The 22,727-nt window shown below is 65.2% G+C and carries 16 protein-coding genes; 13 read left to right on the plus strand and 3 right to left on the minus strand.

Annotated features, from left to right (window positions below; translation table 11 throughout):
- Positions 1-138: 138 nt before the first annotated feature.
- The 3 genes from LW136_RS21420 to trhP all read left to right on the plus strand — a co-directional run bounded on the left by LW136_RS21420 (position 139) and on the right by trhP (position 3,463).
- Positions 139-1,569, plus strand: coding sequence for an aspartate kinase (locus tag LW136_RS21420; protein WP_045666733.1), 1,431 nt, complete (start codon positions 139-141; stop codon positions 1,567-1,569).
- A 174-nt stretch (positions 1,570-1,743) separates the two neighbouring features.
- Entirely contained in the window at positions 1,744-1,962 is a 219-nt protein-coding gene (locus tag LW136_RS21425) for an HP1242/YdcH family protein (RefSeq protein ID WP_041015392.1), read from the plus strand.
- A gap of 127 nt (positions 1,963-2,089) precedes the next feature.
- On the plus strand, positions 2,090-3,463 hold the full coding sequence (gene trhP, locus LW136_RS21430; protein ID WP_041015393.1) for a prephenate-dependent tRNA uridine(34) hydroxylase TrhP: 1,374 nt from the start codon (positions 2,090-2,092) through the stop codon (positions 3,461-3,463).
- A gap of 33 nt (positions 3,464-3,496) precedes the next feature.
- On the opposite strand, the gene LW136_RS21435 is transcribed toward trhP, so the two are convergent.
- The gene (locus LW136_RS21435) at positions 3,497-6,349 is read right to left on the minus strand and encodes an EAL domain-containing protein (RefSeq protein WP_234174112.1); all 2,853 of its coding nucleotides are present in this window, start codon (positions 6,347-6,349) and stop codon (positions 3,497-3,499) included.
- A gap of 255 nt (positions 6,350-6,604) precedes the next feature.
- Between LW136_RS21435 and uvrD the strand changes: the two genes are divergently transcribed.
- From uvrD to LW136_RS21450, 3 genes are all read left to right on the plus strand, one after another.
- On the plus strand, positions 6,605-8,794 hold the full coding sequence (uvrD, locus tag LW136_RS21440) for a DNA helicase II (protein WP_046618091.1): 2,190 nt from the start codon (positions 6,605-6,607) through the stop codon (positions 8,792-8,794).
- A gap of 73 nt (positions 8,795-8,867) precedes the next feature.
- Complete coding sequence (locus LW136_RS21445) at positions 8,868-9,971, plus strand: TRAP transporter substrate-binding protein (RefSeq protein WP_023444807.1); 1,104 nt, start codon at positions 8,868-8,870, stop codon at positions 9,969-9,971.
- A gap of 182 nt (positions 9,972-10,153) precedes the next feature.
- Positions 10,154-10,996, plus strand: coding sequence for a Tim44 domain-containing protein (locus LW136_RS21450; protein WP_234174113.1), 843 nt, complete (start codon positions 10,154-10,156; stop codon positions 10,994-10,996).
- A 130-nt stretch (positions 10,997-11,126) separates the two neighbouring features.
- On the opposite strand, the gene LW136_RS21455 is transcribed toward LW136_RS21450, so the two are convergent.
- Both LW136_RS21455 and LW136_RS21460 read right to left on the minus strand, forming a co-directional pair.
- Positions 11,127-12,077, minus strand: coding sequence for an alpha/beta fold hydrolase (locus LW136_RS21455; RefSeq protein ID WP_234174114.1), 951 nt, complete (start codon positions 12,075-12,077; stop codon positions 11,127-11,129).
- Between the two features lie 38 nt (positions 12,078-12,115).
- Entirely contained in the window at positions 12,116-12,544 is a 429-nt protein-coding gene (locus LW136_RS21460; RefSeq protein WP_234174116.1) for an organic hydroperoxide resistance protein, read from the minus strand.
- A 119-nt stretch (positions 12,545-12,663) separates the two neighbouring features.
- Between LW136_RS21460 and LW136_RS21465 the strand changes: the two genes are divergently transcribed.
- The 7 genes from LW136_RS21465 to selB all read left to right on the plus strand — a co-directional run bounded on the left by LW136_RS21465 (position 12,664) and on the right by selB (position 22,710).
- Positions 12,664-13,500, plus strand: coding sequence for an AraC family transcriptional regulator (locus LW136_RS21465; protein WP_234174118.1), 837 nt, complete (start codon positions 12,664-12,666; stop codon positions 13,498-13,500).
- 149 nt (positions 13,501-13,649) lie between these two features.
- The gene (gene fdnG / locus LW136_RS21470; RefSeq protein ID WP_234174119.1) at positions 13,650-16,724 is read left to right on the plus strand and encodes a formate dehydrogenase-N subunit alpha; all 3,075 of its coding nucleotides are present in this window, start codon (positions 13,650-13,652) and stop codon (positions 16,722-16,724) included.
- On the plus strand, positions 16,724-17,662 hold the full coding sequence (gene fdxH / locus LW136_RS21475; protein WP_179486357.1) for a formate dehydrogenase subunit beta: 939 nt from the start codon (positions 16,724-16,726) through the stop codon (positions 17,660-17,662). The genes fdnG and fdxH overlap by 1 nt, the downstream gene beginning before the upstream one ends.
- 57 nt (positions 17,663-17,719) lie before the next feature.
- The gene (locus tag LW136_RS21480; RefSeq protein WP_179485140.1) at positions 17,720-18,343 is read left to right on the plus strand and encodes a formate dehydrogenase subunit gamma; all 624 of its coding nucleotides are present in this window, start codon (positions 17,720-17,722) and stop codon (positions 18,341-18,343) included.
- A gap of 130 nt (positions 18,344-18,473) precedes the next feature.
- The gene (gene fdhE / locus LW136_RS21485; RefSeq protein WP_234174120.1) at positions 18,474-19,391 is read left to right on the plus strand and encodes a formate dehydrogenase accessory protein FdhE; all 918 of its coding nucleotides are present in this window, start codon (positions 18,474-18,476) and stop codon (positions 19,389-19,391) included.
- A complete protein-coding gene (selA, locus tag LW136_RS21490; protein WP_044313980.1) occupies positions 19,388-20,797 on the plus strand; it encodes an L-seryl-tRNA(Sec) selenium transferase in 1,410 nt (469 codons plus the stop codon). Before fdhE ends, selA begins: the two co-directional genes overlap by 4 nt.
- Complete coding sequence (selB, locus tag LW136_RS21495; RefSeq protein WP_179485143.1) at positions 20,794-22,710, plus strand: selenocysteine-specific translation elongation factor; 1,917 nt, start codon at positions 20,794-20,796, stop codon at positions 22,708-22,710. Before selA ends, selB begins: the two co-directional genes overlap by 4 nt.
- The last annotated feature ends 17 nt before the right edge of the window (positions 22,711-22,727 follow it).

A 22,727-nucleotide genomic window follows, 5' to 3' on the forward strand; every position in this document is an offset into this window, starting at 1 on the left:
TGATGACGGGCCCGATCCCCCGGCTTGGCCGATTGCTTATTGGCCCAGGGATGAACTCACTTCCAGCTCGTTGATCGACAGGTGCGCCAGCCGCGCCGGGCCCATCAACGGCCTGCCAGATTCGGACGCAATAAAAAGATGCATACCGTAGAAAAGATCGGCGGCACGTCGATGAGCCGCTTCGAGGAAGTCCTCGACAACATCTTCATCGGCCGCCGGGAAGGCGCAGCGCTGTACCAGCGCGTCTTCGTCGTCTCGGCCTATAGCGGCATGACCAATCTGCTGCTGGAACATAAGAAGACCGGCGAGCCCGGCGTCTACCAGCGTTTTGCCGATGCCCAGAGCGAAGGCGCTTGGCGCGAGGCGCTGGAAGGCGTGCGCCAGCGCATGCTGGCGAAGAACGCCGAGCTGTTCAGCTCCGAGTATGAGCTGCACGCTGCCAACCAATTCATCAATTCGCGCATCGACGACGCCAGCGAGTGCATGCACAGCCTGCAGAAGCTCTGCGCCTACGGCCACTTCCAGCTCTCCGAGCACCTGATGAAGGTGCGCGAGATGCTCGCCTCCCTCGGTGAAGCGCATAGCGCCTTCAACTCTGTGCTGGCACTCAAGCAGCGCGGCGTCAACGCGCGCCTGGCCGACCTCACCGGCTGGCAGCAGGAAGCGCCGCTGCCGTTCGAGGAGATGATCGCCAGCCATTTTGCCGGCTTCGACCTGAGCCGCGAACTGGTGGTCGCCACCGGCTACACGCATTGCGCCGAAGGCCTGATGAACACCTACGACCGTGGCTACAGCGAGATCACCTTCGCCCAGATCGCCGCCGCCACCGGCGCCCATGAAGCGATCATCCACAAGGAATTCCACCTCTCTTCCGCCGACCCGAACCTGGTCGGCGCCGACAAGGTGGTGACCATCGGCCGCACCAACTACGACGTCGCCGACCAGCTGTCGAACCTCGGCATGGAAGCGATCCACCCGCGCGCGGCCAAGACCCTGCGCCGTGCCGGTGTCGAGCTGCGCATCAAGAATGCCTTCGAGCCCGAGCACGGCGGCACGCTGATCAGCCAGGACTACAAGAGCGAGAAGCCCTGCGTGGAAATCATCGCCGGACGCAAGGATGTCTTCGGCATCGAGGTGTTCGACCAGGACATGCTCGGCGACATCAGCCACGACATGGAGATCAGCAAGCTGCTCAAGCAGCTCAAGCTCTACGTGGTGAACAAGGACTCCGATGCCAACAGCATCACCTACTACGCCTCCGGCTCGCGCAAGCTGATCAACCGCGCGGCGCGGCTGATCGAGGAGAAGTACCCGGCGGCCGAGGTCACGGTGCACAACCTGGCCATCGTTTCGGCGATCGGTTCGGACCTCAAGGTCAAGGGTATCCTGGCCAAGACCGTGGCGGCGCTCGCCGAAGCCGGCATCAGCATCCAGGCGATCCACCAGTCGATCCGCCAGGTAGAGATGCAGTGCGTGGTCAATGAAGAGGACTACGACGCCGCCATCGCCGCGCTGCACCGCGCGTTGATCGAGCCGGAAAACCACGGCGATGTGATCGCTGCGGCCTGATCCAGACGCAAAACCGAAACGCCGGGCTCGTCCCGGCGTTTTGCTGTCCGGCTTCCCGACTGCGTATGACGCGGGTCAATACCACAGGCAAGCACCGGTACGACCATGGAAGCACGAGGCAGCTCGGCCCGAGCCGATCTGCCCAACCCGCTCATCCATGCCGCAGGAGTTGCCATGTTCCCCGAGTACCGCGACCTGATCACCCGCCTGAAGGCGGAAAACAAGACCTTTGCCCGCCTGTTCGACGAGCACAACGAGCTGGATCAGCGGGTCAAGAACATCGAAGCGCACATCGTCCCGGGCACCGACAGCGAGGTCGAGACCCTGAAGAAGGAGAAGCTGCAGCTCAAGGACCGGCTCTACGCCATGCTCAAGGAAGCGCCCGCCGCCTGATCCTCGGCGCCCCGCTCAGGCGGGGCGCCATTGCGCCTCACCCCGAATATCGCAGACGACGCGCAATCGACCGCCGAGCGCAGTAAAATGCCGCGCTTCTTCGATGCCCTCCTGCGAGTCCCGCGCCATGAGCACCCCCTACCGCACCGAGCTGCTGTCGCCTGCCGGCACGCTGAAATCCATGCGCTATGCCTTCGCCTACGGCGCCGATGCGGTGTACGCCGGGCAGCCGCGCTACAGCCTGCGCGTGCGCAACAACGAGTTCGACCATGCCAACCTCAAGCTTGGCATCGACGAAGCACATGCACTGGGCAAGCAGTTCTACGTGGTGGTCAACATCGCCCCGCACAACGCCAAGCTGAAGACCTTCATCAAGGATCTGGAGCCGGTGGTGGCGATGGGACCGGATGCGCTGATCATGTCCGACCCCGGGCTGATCATGCTGGTGCGCCAGCACTTCCCGCAGCAGACCATCCACCTCTCGGTGCAGGCCAATGCGGTGAACTGGGCGACGGTGAAGTTCTGGGAGAGCCAGGGCGTCAGCCGCGTGATCCTCTCCCGCGAGCTGTCGCTGGAGGAGATTGGCGAGATCCGCGAACAGGTGCCGGGCATGGAGCTGGAAGTGTTCGTCCACGGCGCGCTGTGCATGGCCTATTCCGGCCGCTGCCTGCTGTCCGGCTACATCAACAAGCGCGACCCCAACCAGGGCAGCTGCACCAACGCCTGCCGCTGGGAGTACAAGACCCATGAGGCGAAGGAGAACGAAGTCGGCGACATCGTGCACAAGTACGAGCCGATCGTCGTGCAGCCGGCACAAACTCCCAGCCCCGACCCAACTCTCGGTATCGGCGCGCCGACCGATGAGGTATTCCTGCTCGAAGACAGCAGCCGTCCAGGCGAATTCATGTCCGCCTTCGAGGACGAGCACGGCACCTACATCATGAACTCCAAGGACCTGCGCGCCGTGCAGCACGTCGAGCGCCTGGTGCAGATGGGCGTGCACTCGCTGAAGATCGAAGGCCGCACCAAGAGCCACTACTACGTGGCGCGCACTGCGCAGGTCTACCGCAAGGCCATCGACGACGCCCTCGCCGGTCGGCCGTTCGACAAGTCTCTGATGGACACCCTCGAGTCGCTGGCCCACCGCGGCTACACCGAGGGCTTCCTGCGCCGCCATGTGCATGACGAATACCAGAACTACGAGCGCGGCTTCTCGCTCTCCGAGCGTCAGCAGTTCGTTGGCGAGCTGACCGGCGAACGCCGCAACGGCCTGGCCGAGGTGACGGTGAAGAACCGCTTCGCGGTTGGCGACCGGCTGGAACTGATGACGCCGCAGGGCAACCTCAACCTGCGCCTGGAGCAGCTGGAGAACAAGCGCGGCGAAGCCATCGAGGTGGCTCCTGGCGACGGTCACACGGTCTACCTGCCGGTGCCGGAAGACGTCGATCTGCGCTACGCGCTGCTGATGCGCGAGCTCGAAGGCAGCACCACCCGCGGCTGACGCCGCTACGGGCGGCGCGTTACCGCGTCGCCGCTAGCGCAGTAATTCGGCGAACTGCTCGGCCGGCACCGGCGGGCTGAGCAGGTAGCCCTGAATCTCGTCGCACTGGTTGGCCTTGAGGAAATCCATCTGCGCCTGGGTTTCCACCCCCTCGGCCACCACCTTGCGCTCCAGGCTGTGGACCATGGCGATGATCGCCCGGGTAATCGCCGCATCCTGACTGGAATGCTCCAGCTCACTGATGAACGAGCGGTCGATCTTCACGTAGTCCACCGGGAAGCGCTTGAGGTAACTCAGCGACGAGAAGCCGGTGCCGAAGTCGTCGATCGCCAGCCTGACTCCTAGCGCGCGAAGTTGCTCGCTGATGCTGATGGCATTGTCGATATCGTCCAGCAACTGGCTCTCGGTCAGCTCCAGCTCCAGCATGGTCGCCGGCAGGCCGGTTTCCTCGAGCACCTGGCGCACCAGGCTGACGAAGTTGCCCTGCCGCAGCTGCTTGACCGAGAGGTTCACCGACACGCGAATCTCCGCCAGCCCGTCCTGCTGCCACTGGCGTGCCTGGCGGCAGGCCTCGCGCAGGACGAACTCACCGAGCGGAATGATCAAACCGGTTTCTTCCGCCAGCGGAATGAAGTGCGCCGGCGCGACCAGCCCGCGCTGCGGATGACGCCAGCGCACCAGCGCTTCGGCGGCCTCCAGAGCATCGTCGGCCAAGCTCAGACGTGGCTGATAGAAGACTTCCAGCTGGCCGACTTCCAGCGCCTTGCGCAGCTGATTCTCCAGCTGCAGGTACTGCATGCTCGACGCCTGCGGCCGGTCGGTGAAGAACTGCAGCGTGTTGCCGCCCAGATGCTTGGCCTGCTGCATGGCCATGTTCGCCTGGCGCAGCAGCACTTCCGCGTCACGGCTGTTGTCCGGCATCAGGCTGACACCGATGGAGGCGCTGATGACCAGCTCCTGCTCATCGATGATCAGCGGCTTGCGGATTCGCTGCAGCAGCCGGCTGCCCAGATGCGCGAGGCTACTGAGGCTGCCGTAGGCGTCGAACAGCACGACGAACTCGTCGCCGGACAGCCGCGCGATGGTGTCAGCATCTGCCAGGGTCTGGGTGATGCGCCGCGACATCTCGCGCAGCAATGCGTCGGCGGCCTCGTGCCCGAGGCTTTCGTTGAGCAGCTTGAAGCGGTCCAGATCGATGTAGAGCACCGCCATGTTGCGGCCGTTGCGACGCACCCGCTGGCAGGCCTCGTGCAGACGCTCCTTGAGCAGGCCGCGGTTGGCCAGCCCGGTGAGGTCGTCGTAATGGGTCAGGTAGCGCAGACGCTCTTCGATCTTGCGCCGCACGCTGAGGTCGGAGATGAACGCGACCACATGGGTGACGCTGTCGTTGGCATCGCGCACTTCGCGCAGCTGTACCCACTGCGGGTAGACCTCGCCGCTCTTGCGGGTCTCGATCAGCTCGCCCTGCCAGTGACCGTGCAGTTCCAGCGCTTCACGCATGGTCTGGTACTGGCGCTGACTCTCCGGCGAACCGGCGATGCGCGCCACGCTGTGGCCGAGCAATTCCTCGCGGCTGTAGCCGGACAGCGCGCAGCAGGCGTCGTTGACCGCCAGCACGCGGTAGTGATCGTTCATGATCACCATGCCTTCGCTGGCCGCCTCGAACACCGTCGCTGCCAGGCGCTGCTGTTCGGCCTGGCGGCGCAGCTCGCTGATGTCGCGACGGGTGCCGATCATGCGCAGGGCACGGCCAGCGGCGTCGCGCTGGATCACCCGGCCGCGATCCTCGAGCCAGATTTCGCTGCCGTCGGCGCGCAACGCACGGTACTCGACGGCAAACTGCTCGGTTTCGCCCTTCAGGTGCGCGATCAGGATCGCGCGCACGCCTTCCAGATCCTTGGGATGGATGTCCGGCAACGGCGAGCCATCCTCGTCGTAGCGGTGCTGCCGGCCGATGCCGAACACCACCTCCAGACGGGAATGATGAACATGGTTGTTCTGCAGATCCCAGTCCCACAGGCCGAGGCCACTGGCGTCCAGCGCTAGATTCAGCCGCGCCTCGCTTTCCCCCAGCTCTTCGGCGAGCTGCGCGAGTTCCGCGGTGCGCTCGGCGACGCGCTGCTCGAGGCCATCGTAGGCACTGCGCAGCTGCTTTTCGGCATGGCGACGTTGCTCGACTTCCGAGGCCAAACGGCGATTGAGCTGGTCGGCTTCGCGGCCGGCGGTTTCCAGCCGCTCGATCAGCTGCTGCTTATGCAGCCGCTGTTCGAGCCCGTCGTTCACCAGCCGGCTGATCTGCCAGCCGATCAGGCTGAGGGTGGCCAGCACGATCATCGCCAGCAAACCCCAGCCCTGCTGCAACGGATAGCCGCTGGTCATCAGCAGAAGGCCGGTCGGCAACAGACTGGGCACGGCGAAACTGAAGAAGGCGGGCAGGCAGACCCCGTAAGCGACGCTGGCGGCCACGACGACCGAACCGATCAGCCCGTACAGCAGCGCTTGGGTAACGAAGACATCGGCGGGCACCAGCACGACCATGGCGTAGCACAGGCTCAGCGCAGACGCGCCACTGCCGAGCAGAAAGCGCCAGCGCCAGCAGGGCGCGGCTTGCGCCTCGGGGCTGACTCGGTTGAAGGCGAAGATCTGTTGCAAGCGCAACAGTGCCAGCGCGCCCATCCAGCCCAGCCACAGCCCAAGTTCGACACCACCCTGCTCGCCCCAGAGCACTACACCGAGGACCAGCGTAGCCAGCAGCAATAGCCAGGCGGGCACGCGCGAACCTCGATACAGCAGCCGGGTACGCTCGGCAGCATAATCGGCCGCCGACGCCCCGCTGGATAATGGCTGTGTTGATGCCGGGCAGGCGGCTCGGATGGAATCGGTCATGAATATTGTTCTAGTAATAACTGCACCTAAAACAGGCTCCCTCGGAACCATACCACCGTCGATAATGGCACGTTGATGGCGTCGCGTCATACCATGGTGCGTCGGAAAAACGGCGATCGGTACTCCAGCCGACCAGCGGAAGGTTCCACCAGGCGCGATCGACCAGGACCGCGCCCGCGCCGGTTTGCCGCAGACTGCGCTTTCGAATGGACCGCAGGGCGAGCGCAGCGCAGGCATTTCCAATAGAATGCCGCGATGCATGACGATCTCTCTCTCCTCCTGAATTCCCTCAACGATGCTCAGCGCCAGGCCGTGGCCGCGCCGCTTGGCCGCCAGTTGGTATTGGCTGGTGCCGGCTCGGGCAAGACCCGCGTTCTGGTGCACCGTATCGCCTGGCTGCACCAGGTCGAGCGCGCCTCGCTGCACTCGATCCTGTCGGTGACCTTCACCAACAAGGCTGCCGCCGAGATGCGCCAGCGCATCGAGCAGCTGCTGCACGTGAACCCGCAGGGCATGTGGGTGGGCACCTTTCACGGCCTGGCCCACCGCCTGCTGCGCGCGCACTGGCAGGAAGCCAAGCTGGCGCAGAACTTCCAGATCCTCGATTCCGACGACCAGCAGCGGCTGGTCAAACGGGTGATCCGCGAACTCGGCCTCGACGAGCAACGCTGGCCGGCGCGCCAGGCGCAGTGGTGGATCAACGCGCAGAAGGACGAAGGCCTGCGTCCGCGCAACATCCAGGCCGGCGGTGACCTGTTCCTCGCCACCCAGCTGAAGATCTACGAAGCCTATGAAGAGGCCTGCGCCCGCGCCGGGGTGATCGATTTCTCCGAGCTGCTGCTGCGCGCCCTGGACCTGTGGCGCGACCACCCGGGCCTGCTCGATCACTACCAGCGGCGTTTCCGCCACGTGCTGGTGGACGAATTCCAGGACACCAACGCCGTGCAGTACGCCTGGTTGCGGCTGCTGGCCAAGGGTGGCGAAAGTCTGATGGTGGTCGGCGACGACGACCAGTCGATCTACGGCTGGCGCGGCGCGCGGATCGAGAACCTGCACCAGTTCAGCCAGGATTTCCCGGATGCCGAAACCATCCGCCTGGAGCAGAACTACCGCTCCACCGCCTGCATCCTCAAGGCCGCCAACGCGCTGATCGCCAACAACCAGGGCCGTCTCGGCAAGGAACTCTGGACTTCCGGCTGCGAGGGCGAGCCGATCAGCCTGTACGCCGCGTTCAACGAGCACGACGAAGCGCGCTACGTGGTCGAGAGCATCGAGAAGGCCATCCGCGACGGCATGAGCCGCAGCGAGATCGCCATCCTCTACCGCTCCAACGCCCAGTCGCGGGTGCTGGAAGAGGCGCTGCTGCGCGAGAAGATCCCCTACCGCATCTATGGCGGCCAGCGCTTCTTCGAGCGCGCCGAGATCAAGAACGCCATGGCCTACCTGCGCCTGATCCAGACCCGCGACAACGACGCGGCGCTGGAACGGGTGATCAACGTGCCGGCGCGCGGCATCGGCGAGAAGACCGTCGAAGCACTGCGCCAGCTGGCGCGTGATCAGGGCCTGTCGATGTGGGCGGCGCTGCATCAGGCGGTCGGTACCAAGGCGGTTTCTGGCCGCGCTGCCAGCGCGTTGAACGCCTTTGTCGAGCTGGTCGATACCCTGGCGCTGAAGGTCGAAGGCATGCAGCTGCACAACATGGCGCAGCTGGTCATCGAGCAGTCCGGGCTGCTTGCCTATCACCGCGACGAGAAGGGCGAGAAAGCCCAGGCGCGGGTGGAAAACCTCGAGGAACTGGTCTCCGCCGCGCGCGCCTTCGACAGCTACAGCGAAGAGGACGACGACGTCCAGTCACCGCTGGCGGCCTTTCTCGACCACGCCTCGCTGGAGGCCGGCGAACAGCAGGCCGGCGACCACGAGGACAGCGTGCAGCTGATGACGCTGCACAGCGCCAAAGGCCTGGAGTTCCCGCTGGTGTTCCTGGTCGGCATGGAAGAAGGCCTGTTCCCGCACAAGATGAGCCTGGAGGAGTCCGGCCGTCTGGAAGAAGAGCGCCGCCTGGCCTACGTCGGCATCACCCGCGCCATGCAGCAGCTGGTGATCACCTACGCCGAAACGCGCCGGCTGTACGGCAGCGAGACCTATAACAAGATCTCGCGTTTCGTCCGCGAAGTGCCGCCGGCACTGATCCAGGAAGTACGTCTGAGCAATACCGTGACGCGCTCGTTCAGCGGCAAGAGCATGAGCGGCTCGTCGCTGTTCGACGGCGCCGGCGTGCCGGAAACGCCGTTCAGCCTCGGCCAGCGTGTACGCCATTCGCTGTTCGGCGAAGGCACCATCCTCAACTTCGAAGGCTCCGGCGCCCAGGCCCGGGTGCAGGTGAATTTCGAGGATGAGGGCAGCAAATGGCTGATGCTCAGTTACGCAAAACTTGAAGCCCTCTAGGGTTGACGCTAACGTCAACCCGTCATACCAACAAGCCATTCCTATAAGAAGAGTCTTCCAAGGATACCGACCCATGAAACGCCGCCATCTGTTCGGTGCTGCCGCTGCCTTGCTTGCCACCCTCGGCCTCGCCGGCTGCAACGACGACAAGAAAGTCGAAACCACAGGCCAGCAGGCCGCCAGCGAACCCGCCAAGACCTACGCCTGGAAGATGGTCACCGCCTGGCCGAAGAACTACCCGGGCCTGGGCACCGCCGCCGAACGCCTGGCCGATCGCGTCAAGGTGATGAGCGACGGCCGCCTGACCATCAAGGTCTATGCGGCCGGCGAACTGGTCCCGGCGCTGGAAGTGTTCGATGCCGTTTCCCGCGGCACCGCCGAACTGGGCCACGGCGCCGCCTACTACTGGAAAGGCAAGGTGCCCACCGCGCAGTTCTTCACCTCGGTACCGTTCGGCCTGTCGGCCATCGAGATGAACGCCTGGCTGAGCAAGGGCGAAGGCCAGAAGTTCTGGGAAGAGGCCTATGCGCCTTTCGGCGTGAAGCCGATGGTGGTCGGCAACACCGGCATGCAGATGGGCGGCTGGTACAACAAGGAAATCAATGCGCTGGACGACCTGCGCGGGCTGAAGATCCGCATGCCGGGCCTCGGCGGCGAAGTGCTGGCGCGTCTCGGCGCGACCACCGTGAATCTGCCCGGCGGCGAAGTGTTCACCGCACTGCAGACCGGCGCGATCGACGCCACCGACTGGGTCAGCCCGTACAACGACCTGGCCTTCGGTCTGCACAAGGCCGCCAAGTATTACTACTACCCAGGCTGGCAGGAGCCGCAGGCGGTGCTGGAGCTGCTGGTGAACCAGAAGGCGATGGACACCCTGCCCGAGGACCTGCAGGCGATCCTCACCGAGGCGACCCGTGCGGCCAGCCGCGACATGATGGATGACTACGTCTACAACAACGCCCTGGCGCTGGACCAGCTCAAGCAGCAAGGCGTGGAGCTCAAGCGCTTCCCCGACGAAGTGCTCGGCGCCATGCAGGAGCAGTCGGAGCTGGTGCTCGGCGAGCTGGCCGAACAGAGCGAGCTGAACGGCCGCATCTGGGCGTCGATGAAAGCCTTCCAGGAACAGGTCAAGCCGATGCACGAGATCTCCGAGAAGGAGCTGTACAACTGGCGTTGATCCAGCGCTCGAACGAACGGAGCCGCGAGGCTCCGTTTTCGCAACCGCATCACCCTATCTGAGCCAGCCCTGGCGCGACCAACGGTCGCAAGCAAAAGCCGGTAACATACTGCCCCTGGCCAACCCCTGCCTGCCTCGGCAGGATGGCGCGCGTACTCCACTCTTTTTAGCGGGAACACTCAATGCAACGTGTGCTTAGCATCTTCATGGCGCTGTGTATCAGCCTGACCTTCGCGCTCGACGCCCACGCCAAGCGTTTCGGCGGCGGCAAGAGCTTCGGCTCGGCGCCCAGCCACCAGACCCGCCAGGCGCCCCAGCAGACCCAGGCCGCACCGAATCAGGCTGGCCGTCAGACGCCCGCTGCCGCCAGCGGTGCCTCGCGCTGGCTCGGCCCGCTGGCCGGTCTGGCCGCCGGTGGCCTGCTCGCCTCGATGTTCATGGGCGACGGCTTCGAGGGCATCCAGTTCATGGATATCCTGATCTTCGGCCTGATCGCGTTCCTGCTGTTCCGCTTCCTCGCCGCCCGCCGTCGCCAGCAGCAGCCTGCCATGGCCGGCCATGCGCCGATGCAGCGTGACATGCCGCAGCAGCCGTCGACCTCCATCTTCGGTGGCAGCGCCGCCCCGGTTGCCGCCGCGCCGATGATCAACGCCCCGGCCTGGTTCAACGAGCAGAGCTTCGTCGCCGCAGCCCGCGAGCACTTCCTCTCGCTGCAGCAGCACTGGGACGCCAACGAGATGGACAAGATCTCCGAGTTCGTCACCCCACAGCTGCTGGGCTTCCTCAAGCAGGAGCGCGCCGAGATCGGTGATGCCTATCAGTCGACCTACATCGACGATCTGCAAATCCAGCTCGACGGCGTCGACGACGATGCCGAGAAGACCACCGCGACCCTGACCTTCACCGGCACCGCGAAAACTTCGCGCTTCGACCAGGGCGAGCCGTTCAGCGAAAGCTGGCGCATGGAACGTGCCCAGGGCGAGAACCAGCCTTGGCTCGTGGCTGGTATCCGCCAGAACGCCTGATCGGCGTCGTGTAGAAAATCTGGTCTGCCTTAGCGCAGTCCACAGACAAACCCCGCCATCTGGCGGGGTTTGTCGTTTCTGAGCGGCAAGTGACGCGGTGCTGCGAGCCCCTCGATAGAGCCCCGGCGCATCACTCCTTGAGAAAGGCCAGCAGATCGTTGTTGAAGCGCTCCTTGTGGGTGTCGGTCAGGCCGTGCGGAGCACCGGGATAGACGATCAGCTTCGCACCCTTGACCAATGCAGCGGACGCCTTGCCGGAGCTGTCCAGCGGCACGATCTGGTCATCGTCGCCGTGGATCACCAACGTCGGCACGTCGAACTTCTTCAGGTCACCACGGAAATCGGTGGCCGAGAAGGCGGCGATGGAGTCGTAGGTGTTCTTGTGCCCGGCCTGCAGCCCCTGGGCGCGCCAGTTGTCGATCAGGCCCTGGGAGACCTTCGCCCCCGGACGATTGAAGCCATAGAACGGGCCGGAGGCGAGGTCGAAGTACAGCTGCGCGCGATCCTCCAGCGATGCCTTGCGGATGCCGTCGAAGACTTCCAGCGGCAGCCCACCCGGGTTATCCGCGGTTTTCAGCATCATCGGCGGCACGGCGCTGACCAGCACGGCCTTCTTCACCCGTTCGGTGCCGTGGCGGCCGATGTAGCGCGCCACCTCGCCGCCACCGGTGGAGAAGCCCACCAGGGTGACATCCTTCAGGTCCAGCGCCTCGATCACCGCGGCCAGGTCGTCGGCGTAGTGATCCATGTCGTTGCCTTCCCAGGGCTGACTTGAACGGCCATGACCGCGGCGGTCATGGGCGACCACTCGGTAGCCCTCGGATGCGAGAAACAGCATCTGTGATTCCCAGCTGTCCGAGTTGAGCGGCCAGCCATGGCTAAAGGTGACCACCGGACCGTCCTTCGGGCCCCAGTCCTTGTAGTACAGCTGCACGCCATCGACCGTGGTGATGGTGCTGGCGGTGCGAGCGCTGGCGATACTGGATGTCGGTTGCGTGGTCTGCTCCGGCTGCGCGGCGAAAACTGGCTGCATCGCAATGGCCAGCAGCGGGAGGGTGAAGGTGCGGATGATGGCATTCATGGCGTGTGTCTCCTGTTAGTTAGGTACGGTGGGCTGGATCAGTCGGCGAGGATCAGGGTTACGTCGATGTTGCCGCGGGTGGCATTGGAGTACGGGCAGACCACGTGGGCCTGGTTGACCAGCTCCTGCAACACGTCGTGGGCAATGCCGGGCGCGCTAATGGTCAGCTCGGCTTCGATGCCGAAGCCGGTGGGGATCTGGCCGATGCCGACCTTGCCGGTGATGCGGGTGTCGGCCGGCAGGGCGACCTTCTGCTTGCCGGCGACGAACTTCAGCGCGCCGAGAAAGCAGGCCGAGTAGCCGGCAGCGAACAGCTGCTCGGGATTGGTGCCGGGGTCGCCGGCGCCGCCCAGTTCACGCGGCGTGGACAGCCGCACGTCGAGCGCCTGATCGGAGGAGCTGGCGCGACCTTCACGGCCGCCGGTGGCGGTTGCAGTGGCGGTGTAGAGAATCTTTTCGATGGTCATGGCTACGGTTCCTGTTCTGTTGGTAGGCCAGGGCGTTGTTGCCCGGTTAGAGCTATTCTGCTCACCAGAAAAAACTATTGGTGACGTAGAATCCGGAAAACATGATCAGGAGTACGAAGATGGCTGACCGGCTCGCTGCGCTGATGACCCACTTCCCGATGAGCGCACAGGTGTTCAATACCGGCCCCCTGTGCGGCATCAACACGCTGCAAAGCGATGGCGTGCACGGGCAGCTGCATCTGGTGCGCAGCGGCACGCTGGAGGTGCGCTATGGCAGGGAGTCGCTGCAGGTCGAGCGACCGAGCCTGCTGCTGTTTCCGCGTCCGCTGACGCACCGTTTCATCATCGCCCCCGGGCAGAACGCCGATATGGTCTGCGCAAACCTGTCGTTCGAAGGCGGCACCAGCAACCCGATCGCCTCGGCGCTGGCCGATGTCGTCTGCCTGCCGCTGGATCAGGTCTGGGGCGCCGAGCCGATCCTCTCGCTGCTGTTCGAGGAGGCCTTCGAGCAACGCTGCGGGCGCGTGGCACTGGTCGAGCGGTTGCTCGAAGTGGTGATGATCCAGGTTCTGCGCCAGCTGATGGAAAGCGACGAGGTGAATGACGGGCTGCTGTCCGGGCTAGCGCACCCGCGCCTGCGCAATGCTCTGGTGGCGATGCACGAGGCGCCGGCGCAGGACTGGACGCTCGAGGAGCTGGCCAGCGTTGCCGGGATGTCGCGCAGCGTGTTCGCCACAGCCTTCCGCGAAACCGTCGGCACCACGCCGGGCCAGTATCTGCAGGGCTGGCGCGTCCGCCTGGCGCAGAAGGCCCTGCGTCGCGGACGGCCGATCAAGATGATTGCGTTCGAAGTGGGATATGGCAGCGAAGCCGCGTTTTCCCGGGCTTTCAAGGCGCACGCCGGGCAATCGCCGCGGGAGTGGAAAAAGCAGCTGGTCACGGCCGCTGTCGGGTGAATTCCTGGCACACCCAGGCTCTTTCATAGGTGCAGCGCGAGGCAGCGGAGCGCGGAATTAGCCCTTTACTTTGCCCATTCTTGACTAAGCTGCTTAGCAGACGCCGGCAAAGCATCGGCGTACCAGCCTGATAAGAAGGAGAACCTCCGATGGATATGAACCGTCGACAGTTCTTCAAGGTCTGCGGTGTGGGCCTTGGGGCGTCGAGCATGGCGGCATTGGGTATGGCCCCGCCGACGGCGTATGCCGAGTCGATCCGGCATTTCAAACTGACCAACACGCGCGAAACCCGCAACACCTGCCCCTACTGCTCCGTCGGTTGCGGGCTGATCATCTACAGCCAGGGCAGCGGCGGCAAGAACGTCGCACAAAACATCATCCACATCGAAGGCGACTCCGATCACCCGGTCAACCGCGGCACCCTGTGCCCGAAAGGCGCCGGCCTGCTCGACTTCGTTCATAGCCCCAACCGCCTGACCCACCCGGAAGTCCGCGAAGCCGGCAGCAACGAGTGGAAGCGCATCGAGTGGAGCGACGCCCTCGACCGCATCGCGCGGCTGATGAAGGACGACCGCGACGCCAACTTCATCGAGCGCAACGACAAGGGCCAGACGGTCAACCGCTGGCTGAGCACCGGTTTCCTCGCCGCCTCGGCGTCCTCCAACGAGGCCGGCTACATCACCCACAAAGTGGTGCGTTCACTCGGCATTCTGGGATTCGATAACCAGGCACGTGTCTGACACGGCCCGACGGTGGCAAGTCTTGCCCCGACGTTTGGCCGTGGAGCCATGACCAATCACTGGTCCGATATCCAGAACGCTGACCTGGTCCTGATCATGGGCGGTAACGCCGCCGAAGCGCACCCGTGCGGCTTCAAATGGGTCACCGAGGCCAAGGCGCGCAACAAGGCGCGGCTGGTGGTGGTCGATCCGCGCTTCACCCGTTCGGCCTCGGTGGCCGACATGTATGCGCCGATCCGCACCGGCACCGACATCGCCTTCCTCGGCGGGCTGATCAACTACCTGCTGGAAAACGACAAGATCCAGCACGAGTACGTGGTCAACTACACCGACGTCTCGTTCATCGTGAAGGAAGGCTTCGGCTTCGAGAATGGTCTGTTCAACGGCTACGACGGCGATCGGCGTACCTATACGGACAAGGCCAGCTGGAGCTACGAGCTGGACGATGAAGGCTTCGCCCGCGTCGACAAGAGCCTGACCCACCCACGCTGCGTGTTTAATCTGCTCAAGCAGCACTACAGCCGTTACACGCCGGAAGTGGTCAGCAACATCTGCGGCACACCGCAGGACAAGATGCTGCAGGTGTGGGAGACCATCGCCGAAACCTCGGCACCGGGCAAGGTCATGACCATCATGTACGCCCTGGGCTGGACGCAGCATTCGGTCGGTTCGCAGATGATCCGCACTGGCGCCATGGTGCAGCTGCTGCTCGGCAACATCGGCATGCCTGGCGGCGGGATGAATGCGCTGCGCGGGCACTCCAATATCCAGGGCCTGACCGATCTCGGCCTGCTCTCCAACCTGCTGCCGGGCTACATGACGCTGCCGCTGGAAGCCGAGCAGGACTACGCGGCCTACATCGCCAAGCGCACCGCCAAGCCGCTGCGCCCGGGGCAGCTGTCCTACTGGCAGCACTACGAGAAATTCCACGTCAGCCTGATGAAGGCCTGGTACGGCAAGAACGCCACCGCGGAGAACAACTGGGGCTACGACTGGCTGCCGAAGCTGGATATCCCCGGCTACGACGTGCTCAAGGTGTTCGACATGATGTACCAGGGGCAGGTCAACGGCTATTTCTGCCAGGGCTTCAACCCCATCGCCTCGTTCCCCAACAAGGCCAAGGTCAGCGCTGCGCTGGCCAAGCTCAAGTACCTGGTGATCATGGACCCGCTGGCCACCGAGACCTCGGAGTTCTGGCGCAACGCCGGCGAATACAACGACGTCGACACCGCCAGCATCCAGACCACGGTGTTCCGCCTGCCGACCACCTGCTTCGCCGAGGAGGACGGCTCGCTGGTCAACAGCGGCCGCTGGCTGCAATGGCACTGGAAGGCCGCCGAGCCGCCGGGCCAGGCGCAGACCGACGTGGTGATCATGGGCGGGCTGTTCCATCGCCTGCGCGAGCTGTATCGCAAGGAAGGCGGCGCCTACGCCGAGCCGCTGCTCAACATCGACTGGGGCTATCGCCAGCCGGAAGAACCGACCGCCGAGGAAATCGCCCAGGAGTACAACGGAAAGGCCCTGAGCGATGTGTTCGACCTACAGACCGGAGCGCAGGTGGCCAAGGCCGGCGAGCTGCTAGCAGGCTTCGGTCTGCTGCGTGCCGACGGCACCACCTCCAGCGGCTGCTGGATCTGGTGTGGCTCCTGGACCCAGGCCGGCAACCAGATGGCCCGACGCGACAATGCCGACCCCTACGGCATGGGGCAGACGCTAGGCTGGGCATGGGCCTGGCCAGCCAACCGGCGCATCCTCTACAACCGCGCTTCGGCCGACCCGGCCGGCGACCCGTGGGACCCGCAGAAGAAACGCCTGGTGTGGTGGGACGGCACCAAGTGGGGCGGCACCGACGTGCCCGACTTCAAGGTCGATTCACCACCCGAAGCCGGCATGAACCCGTTCATCATGAACCCCGAAGGGGTGGCGCGGCTGTTCGCCGTGGACAAGATGAACGAGGGGCCATTCCCCGAGCATTACGAGCCGTTTGAGACGCCCATCGGCCGCAATCCCATGCACCCGGATAACGTCCAGGCCATCAGCAATCCGGCCGCGCGGGTGTTCAAGAACGACATGGAGCTGTTCGGCACCGCGGAGGACTTCCCCTACGCGGCCACCACCTACCGGCTGACGGAGCACTTCCACTTCTGGACCAAACATTGCCGGCTCAATGCGATCACCCAGCCCGAGCAGTTCGTCGAGATCGGCGAGGTGCTGGCCAACGAGCTGGGCATCAAGGCCGGCGAGCGGGTCAAGGTGTCGTCCAACCGCGGCTACATCAAGGCGGTGGCGGTGGTGACCAAGCGCATCAAGCCGCTGACGGTGGACGGCCAGACCGTGCATCACATCGGCATCCCGCTGCATTGGGGCTTCGCCGGGGTGGCGCGCAACGGTTACCTGACCAACACGCTGACGCCGTTCGTCGGTGACGCCAACACCCAGACGCCGGAGTTCAAGTCGTTCCTGGTCAACGTGGAGAAGGCATGATGGCTACTCAAGACGTGATTGCCCGCTCCGCCACGACCACCGAGCGGCCGTCGATCCGTGAGATCGGCGAAGTGGCGAAACTGATCGACGTCTCCAAGTGCATCGGCTGCAAGGCCTGCCAGGTGGCGTGTTCGGAATGGAACGACCTGCGTGATGAAGTCGGCACCAGCAACGGGACCTACGACAACCCGATCGACCTCACCGCCGAATCCTGGACGGTGATGAAGTTCGCCGAGTACGAGAACCCCGGCAGCGGCAACCTCGAGTGGCTGATCCGCAAGGACGGCTGCATGCACTGCGCCGACCCGGGCTGCCTCAAGGCCTGCCCGGCGCCGGGGGCCATCGTGAAGTACGCCAACGGCATCGTCGACTTCAACCAGGACCACTGCATCGGCTGCGGCTACTGCATCACCGGTTGCCCGTTCGACATCCCGCGTATCTCCGAGAAGGACAAGAAGGCCTACAAGTGCACGCTCTGTTCCGACCGCGTGTCGGTCGGGCTCGAGCCGGCCTGCGTGAAGACCTGCCCCACCGGGGCAATTGTCTTCGGCAGCAAGGACGATATGAAGGATCACGCGGCCGGGCGTATCGCCGATCTGAAGGAACGCGGTTTCGACCAGGCCGGCCTGTACGACCCCGATGGTGTCGGCGGTACGCACGTGATGTACGTGCTGCACCATGCCGATCAGCCCTCGCTGTACAACGACCTGCCGAACGAGCCGACCATCAGTCCACTGGTCGGCCTGTGGAAGGGCGTGACCAAGCCCCTCGCCTTGCTGGGCATGGGCGCGGCGGTGCTGGCCGGCTTCTTCCACTACACACGAGTCGGGCCGATCCGCGTCGAGGAAGAGGATGACAACGCCGAACTCAGCGAGCCCGTGGTGCACCAGGTCGATCCTTCGGTGCATGTGGTCGACCCCAAGGAACCGCGCCCCTGATCCCGGCGGCCCCGTTCGCGGGGCCATCCTCGGAGTCGATCGCTCAAGGAGCCAACGATGAATAACAACGACATCGAACGCTACAACCCCTCGCAGCGGACCAATCACTGGATCGTTGCCATCCTCTTCGTACTCGCCGCGCTGTCCGGCCTGGCGCTGTTCCATCCGGCGCTGTTCGGCCTCTCCGGGCTGTTCGGCGGCGGCACCTGGACGCGCATCCTGCACCCCTTCATCGGGGTCGCGATGTTCGTCTTCTTCCTCTGGCTGGCGATCCGCTTCGCCGGGCATAACCGCATCGAAGCACGCGACCGCCAGTGGCTCAGGCAGATCAACGACGTGGTGTGCAACCGCGAGGAAAAACTGCCGGAAGTCGGCCGCTACAACGCCGGACAGAAGGTGCTGTTCTGGGTGCTGATCCTCAGCATGCTGGTGTTGCTGCTCAGTGGCATCGTCATCTGGCGCGAGTATTTCAGCAGTTTCTTCGGCATCGTCTCGCTGCGCTGGGCCAGCCTGCTGCATGCGGCCGCCGCCTTCGTGCTGATCGTCAGCATCATCGTGCACATCTACGCCGCCATCTGGATCAAGGGCTCCATGGGCGCGATGCTCTACGGCACCGTCAGCCGCGCATGGGCGCGCAAGCATCATCCGGCCTGGTATCGGGAGATCACCGAGCGCAAATAAGCACACCGCTGTAGCCGAAGATTCCCCGCACACGCGCGGGAGTCTTCGACCTCGCGCATCATCGAAAGCCGAGCGACAGCCGGTGACGGACTATGCTGTTCGGCACAACCCCAAGAATAAGGAGTCCTGCGTGGCAGGCACCATTCTCGAACCCGGGCAGATCGAAGCCGCTGCCAGCAAACCACCCTTCCTCAACCTGCCACCGCGCAACCTGTTCGCCCTGCGCAGCGAGCGCCTGACCAGGCTCGCCGAAGGCCATCCGTTCGCCGACTACCTGCGCCTGCTGGCAGCGGTGTGCCAGGCGCAACAGCAGGTGCTGGACAACCCGCCGACAATCGCGCCGCTGGACGAACACCGCACCCGCGAAAGTCTCAGGCACAACCTGCCGCCGCTGGCTGCCGATACTCTGGTCCGCGACGATGCCTGGCTGACGATGCTGGATGCCTGGCTGGATGCCTTCGTGGCGCCGGAAAGCCCCGCGGTAGTGACTGCCATCGAGCAACTGCGCAAGGCCGAAAGCGGCCAGCGCAAGGCCTGGGCCGTGGCACTGGTCAGCGGCCAGTACGACAGCCTGCCGCCGGCGCTGGTGCCCTTTCTCGGCGCCGCCCTGCAACTGGCCTGGAGCCACCGGCTGCTGCAGCTCGACCTCTCCGACCTGCGCGAGCGCGAAGACCAGACCCACTGCCCCTGCTGCGGCGCGCCACCGATGGCAGGCATCATCCGCCATCGCGGGCAGCTCAACGGCTTGCGTTATCTGGTCTGCTCGCTGTGCGCCTGCGAGTGGCATTACGTGCGCGTCAAATGCAGCCTCTGCCGCAGCACCAAGAAGCTCGACTACCTGCACTTCGAAGGCTCACCGCAGGGCATCAAGGCCGAGGTCTGCCCCGAGTGCAACGGCTACCTCAAACAGCTCTACCTTGACCTGGCGCCGGATGGCGAAAGCCTGTCCGCCGACCTCGCCACCCTGGACCTGGACCTGCTGCTGGCCGAGCAGGGTTTCCAGCGTCAGGCACCCAACCTGCTGCTGGCACCGGGGGGCGATGCATGAGCAGCAGCCACCTGCCCTCGGTCGACAAGCTGCTGCGCGACCCAGCCTGCCAACCGCTGCAACAGCGCTACGGTCGCCAGGCATTGCTGAGCACCCTGCGCGACCTGCTCGATGAACTGCGCGAGCCGGCCCGCCATGGCCAGCTGGCCGCACTGGAACTGTCCGAAGCGGTGCTCGCCGGGCGCGCCGGCGAACGCCTGGCCAGCCAGCACCGCAGCCGCGTGCGCCGGGTGTTCAACCTCACCGGCACGGTGCTGCACACCAACCTCGGCCGCGCCTTGCTGCCGGATGAAGCCATCGAGGCGATCACCCTTGCGGCGCGCTACCCGCTCAACCTGGAGTTCGATCTCGCCACTGGCAAGCGCGGCGACCGCGACGACCTCATCGAAGGGCTGATCCGCGAGCTGACCGGCGCCGAGGCCGTTACCGTGGTCAACAACAACGCCGCCGCCGTGCTGCTGGCCTTGAACAGTCTCGGCGCACGCAAGGAAGGCATCATTTCCCGCGGCGAGCTGATCGAGATCGGCGGTGCCTTCCGCATCCCCGACATCATGGCCCGCGCCGGCGTGAAGCTGCATGAAGTCGGCACCACCAACCGCACCCACGCCAAGGATTACGAAGCGGCCATCAACTCGCGCTCGGGTCTGTTGATGCGCGTGCACACCAGCAACTACAGCGTGCAAGGCTTCACCGCCAGCGTCGCCACCGCCGAACTGGCGCGCATCGCCCATGCCCACGACCTGCCGTTGCTGGAAGACCTCGGCAGCGGCAGCCTGCTCGACCTCTCGCGTTGGGGTCTGCCGAAGGAGCCGACGGTGCAGGAAGCGCTGCGCGACGGCGCCGATATCGTCACCTTCAGCGGCGACAAACTGCTCGGCGGCCCGCAGGCCGGGCTGATCGTCGGCAGCAAGGCGCTGATCCAGAAGATCAAGAAGAACCCCCTCAAGCGCGCCCTGCGCGTCGACAAGCTGACCCTCGCCGCGCTGGAAGCGGTGCTCAACCTCTATCGCGACCCCGACCGCCTCGCCGAGCGCCTTACCAGCCTGCGCCTGCTCAGTCGCCCGCAGACGGAGATCCGCGACCAGGCCGAACGCATCGCCCCGGCACTGGCCACCGTGCTCGGTAAAACCTGGCTAGTCTCCGTAACCGATGCCCTGGGCATGATCGGCAGCGGCGCGCAGCCGGTGGCACGCCTGCCCAGTGCCGCCCTGTGCATCCGCCCGCAGCAACCCAAGCGCCTGCGCGGCCGCAGCCTGCGCCAGCTGGAAGAAGCCCTGCGCTGCCTGCCGATTCCTGTGCTCGGGCGCATCGATGACGACGCCCTCTGGCTCGACCTGCGCCAGCTCGACGACGAACCGGCCTTCCTCCAGCAAATGGTGCACCTGCAAGAGGAGCTGGCCCGTTGATCGTCGGTACCGCCGGCCATATCGACCATGGCAAGACCGCACTGCTGCAAGCCCTCACCGGGCAACAGGGCGACCGCCGCCGCGAGGAGCGCGAGCGCGGCATCACCATCGACCTCGGCTACGTCTACGCCGACCTCGGTGAAGGCAGCCTCACCGGCTTTATCGACGTGCCGGGCCACGAGCGTTTCGTGCACAACATGCTGGCCGGCGCCAGCGGCATCGACTGCGTGCTGCTGGTGGTCGCCGCCGACGATGGCGTCATGCCGCAGACCCGCGAACACCTGGCCATCGTCGAGCTGCTCGGCATCCGTCGCGCGCTGGTAGCGCTGACCAAGATCGACCGCGTCGAGCCGGTGCGCATCGCCGAAGTCCAGCAGCAGATCGAAGCCCTGCTGGCCGCCGGACCACTGGCCGGCGCGCCGATCTTCCCGGTCTCAAGCATTCGCGGCGACGGCATCGACGCCCTGCGCACCGCGCTGATCGAAGAAGCCGCACGCACCGCCGCACGCAGCGACAGCGGCCACTTCCGCCTGGCCATCGACCGCGCCTTCAGCGTCACCGGCGCGGGTGTGGTGGTCACCGGCACCGCCTTTGCCGGGCGCGTACGAATCGGCGACGAACTATTGCTCGGCCCCGTCGGCAAACGCGTGCGCGTCCGTGGTCTGCACGCACAGAACCGTGAAGCGGGCGAAGCCCATGCCGGCCAGCGCGTGGCGCTGAATCTTGCCGGTGAGCGTTTGGCCGTCGAACAGATCCATCGCGGCGACTGGCTACTGCACCCCTTGCTGCACGCGCCGACGCAACGCATCGATATCGACTTCCAGCTGCTGCCCGGCGAGGCCCACGAACTCAAGCACTGGACGCCGGTGCACGTGCACCTCGGCGCCCAGGACGTCACCGCGCGCGTCGCCCTGCTCGAAGATGCGAGCCTGGCACCGGGCGAACGCGCCTTTGCCCAATTACTGCTGAATGCACCGAGCCACGCCGTGCATGGCGACCGCATCGTCCTGCGCGATCAGTCCGCCCAGCGCACCCTCGGCGGGGGCCGCGTGCTCGACCCGTACGCACCACCGCGCAATCGCCGCCGCGCCGCACGGCTGGAGCAACTTCGCGCCCTCGCCCAGCCGAGCCTGGAGCAGGCATTGCCGCCGCTGCTCGCCAGCGCCGCCAACGGCATCGACCCACAAAGCCTGGAACGCCAGTTCAACCGCCCGCGCGATGGCTGGCAGCTGCCGCACGGCGTAGTGGAAGTAGGTACACGACTGGGCCCACGACTGTTCGATCAGGCCCGCTGGAGCGAACTCGAAACCACCCTGCTCGCCACCCTGCAGCGTTTTCACGAAGAACAACCCGACGAACTCGGCCCTGACCGCGACCGCCTGCGCCGCTATGCGCTGCCGCAACTGGAACGGCCGGTGTTCATCGCCCTGCTGGAGCAGGCACTGGCCGCCGGCAGCATCGAAACCAGCGGCCCCTGGCTGCACCGCCCCGATCACCGGGTGCGCCTGAGCGATACGGAAGAAGGTTTGAAGGAACGCCTGTGGCCACTGCTCGAAGCCGGTCAGTTCGACCCGCCCTGGGTCCGCGACCTGGCCCGCGACCTCGGTGTCGACGAAACGCAGATGCGCAACCTGCTCCGCAAGCTCGCCCGCCTCGGCCTGTTGCAACAGGTGGTGAAAGATTTGTTCTACCCCGAGTTCACCATTCGCCAACTCGCGGGGCATGTACTGCAACTGGAAGCACAAAGCGGCGTGATCCGCGCCGCCGCCTTCCGCGACCGCATCCAGCTCGGCCGCAAACGCAGCATCCAGCTGCTCGAACACTTCGACCGCATCGGCCTCACCCGCCGCTTCGGCAACGAACGCAAAGTCCGCCAGGACAGTGCCTTGGCGATTCAGTCAGGCCTGGGGTAGGCTGGTCTCCGCTTCCT

The sequence above is a fragment of the Stutzerimonas kunmingensis genome (assembly GCF_021432085.1).
Lineage (GTDB): Bacteria > Pseudomonadota > Gammaproteobacteria > Pseudomonadales > Pseudomonadaceae > Stutzerimonas.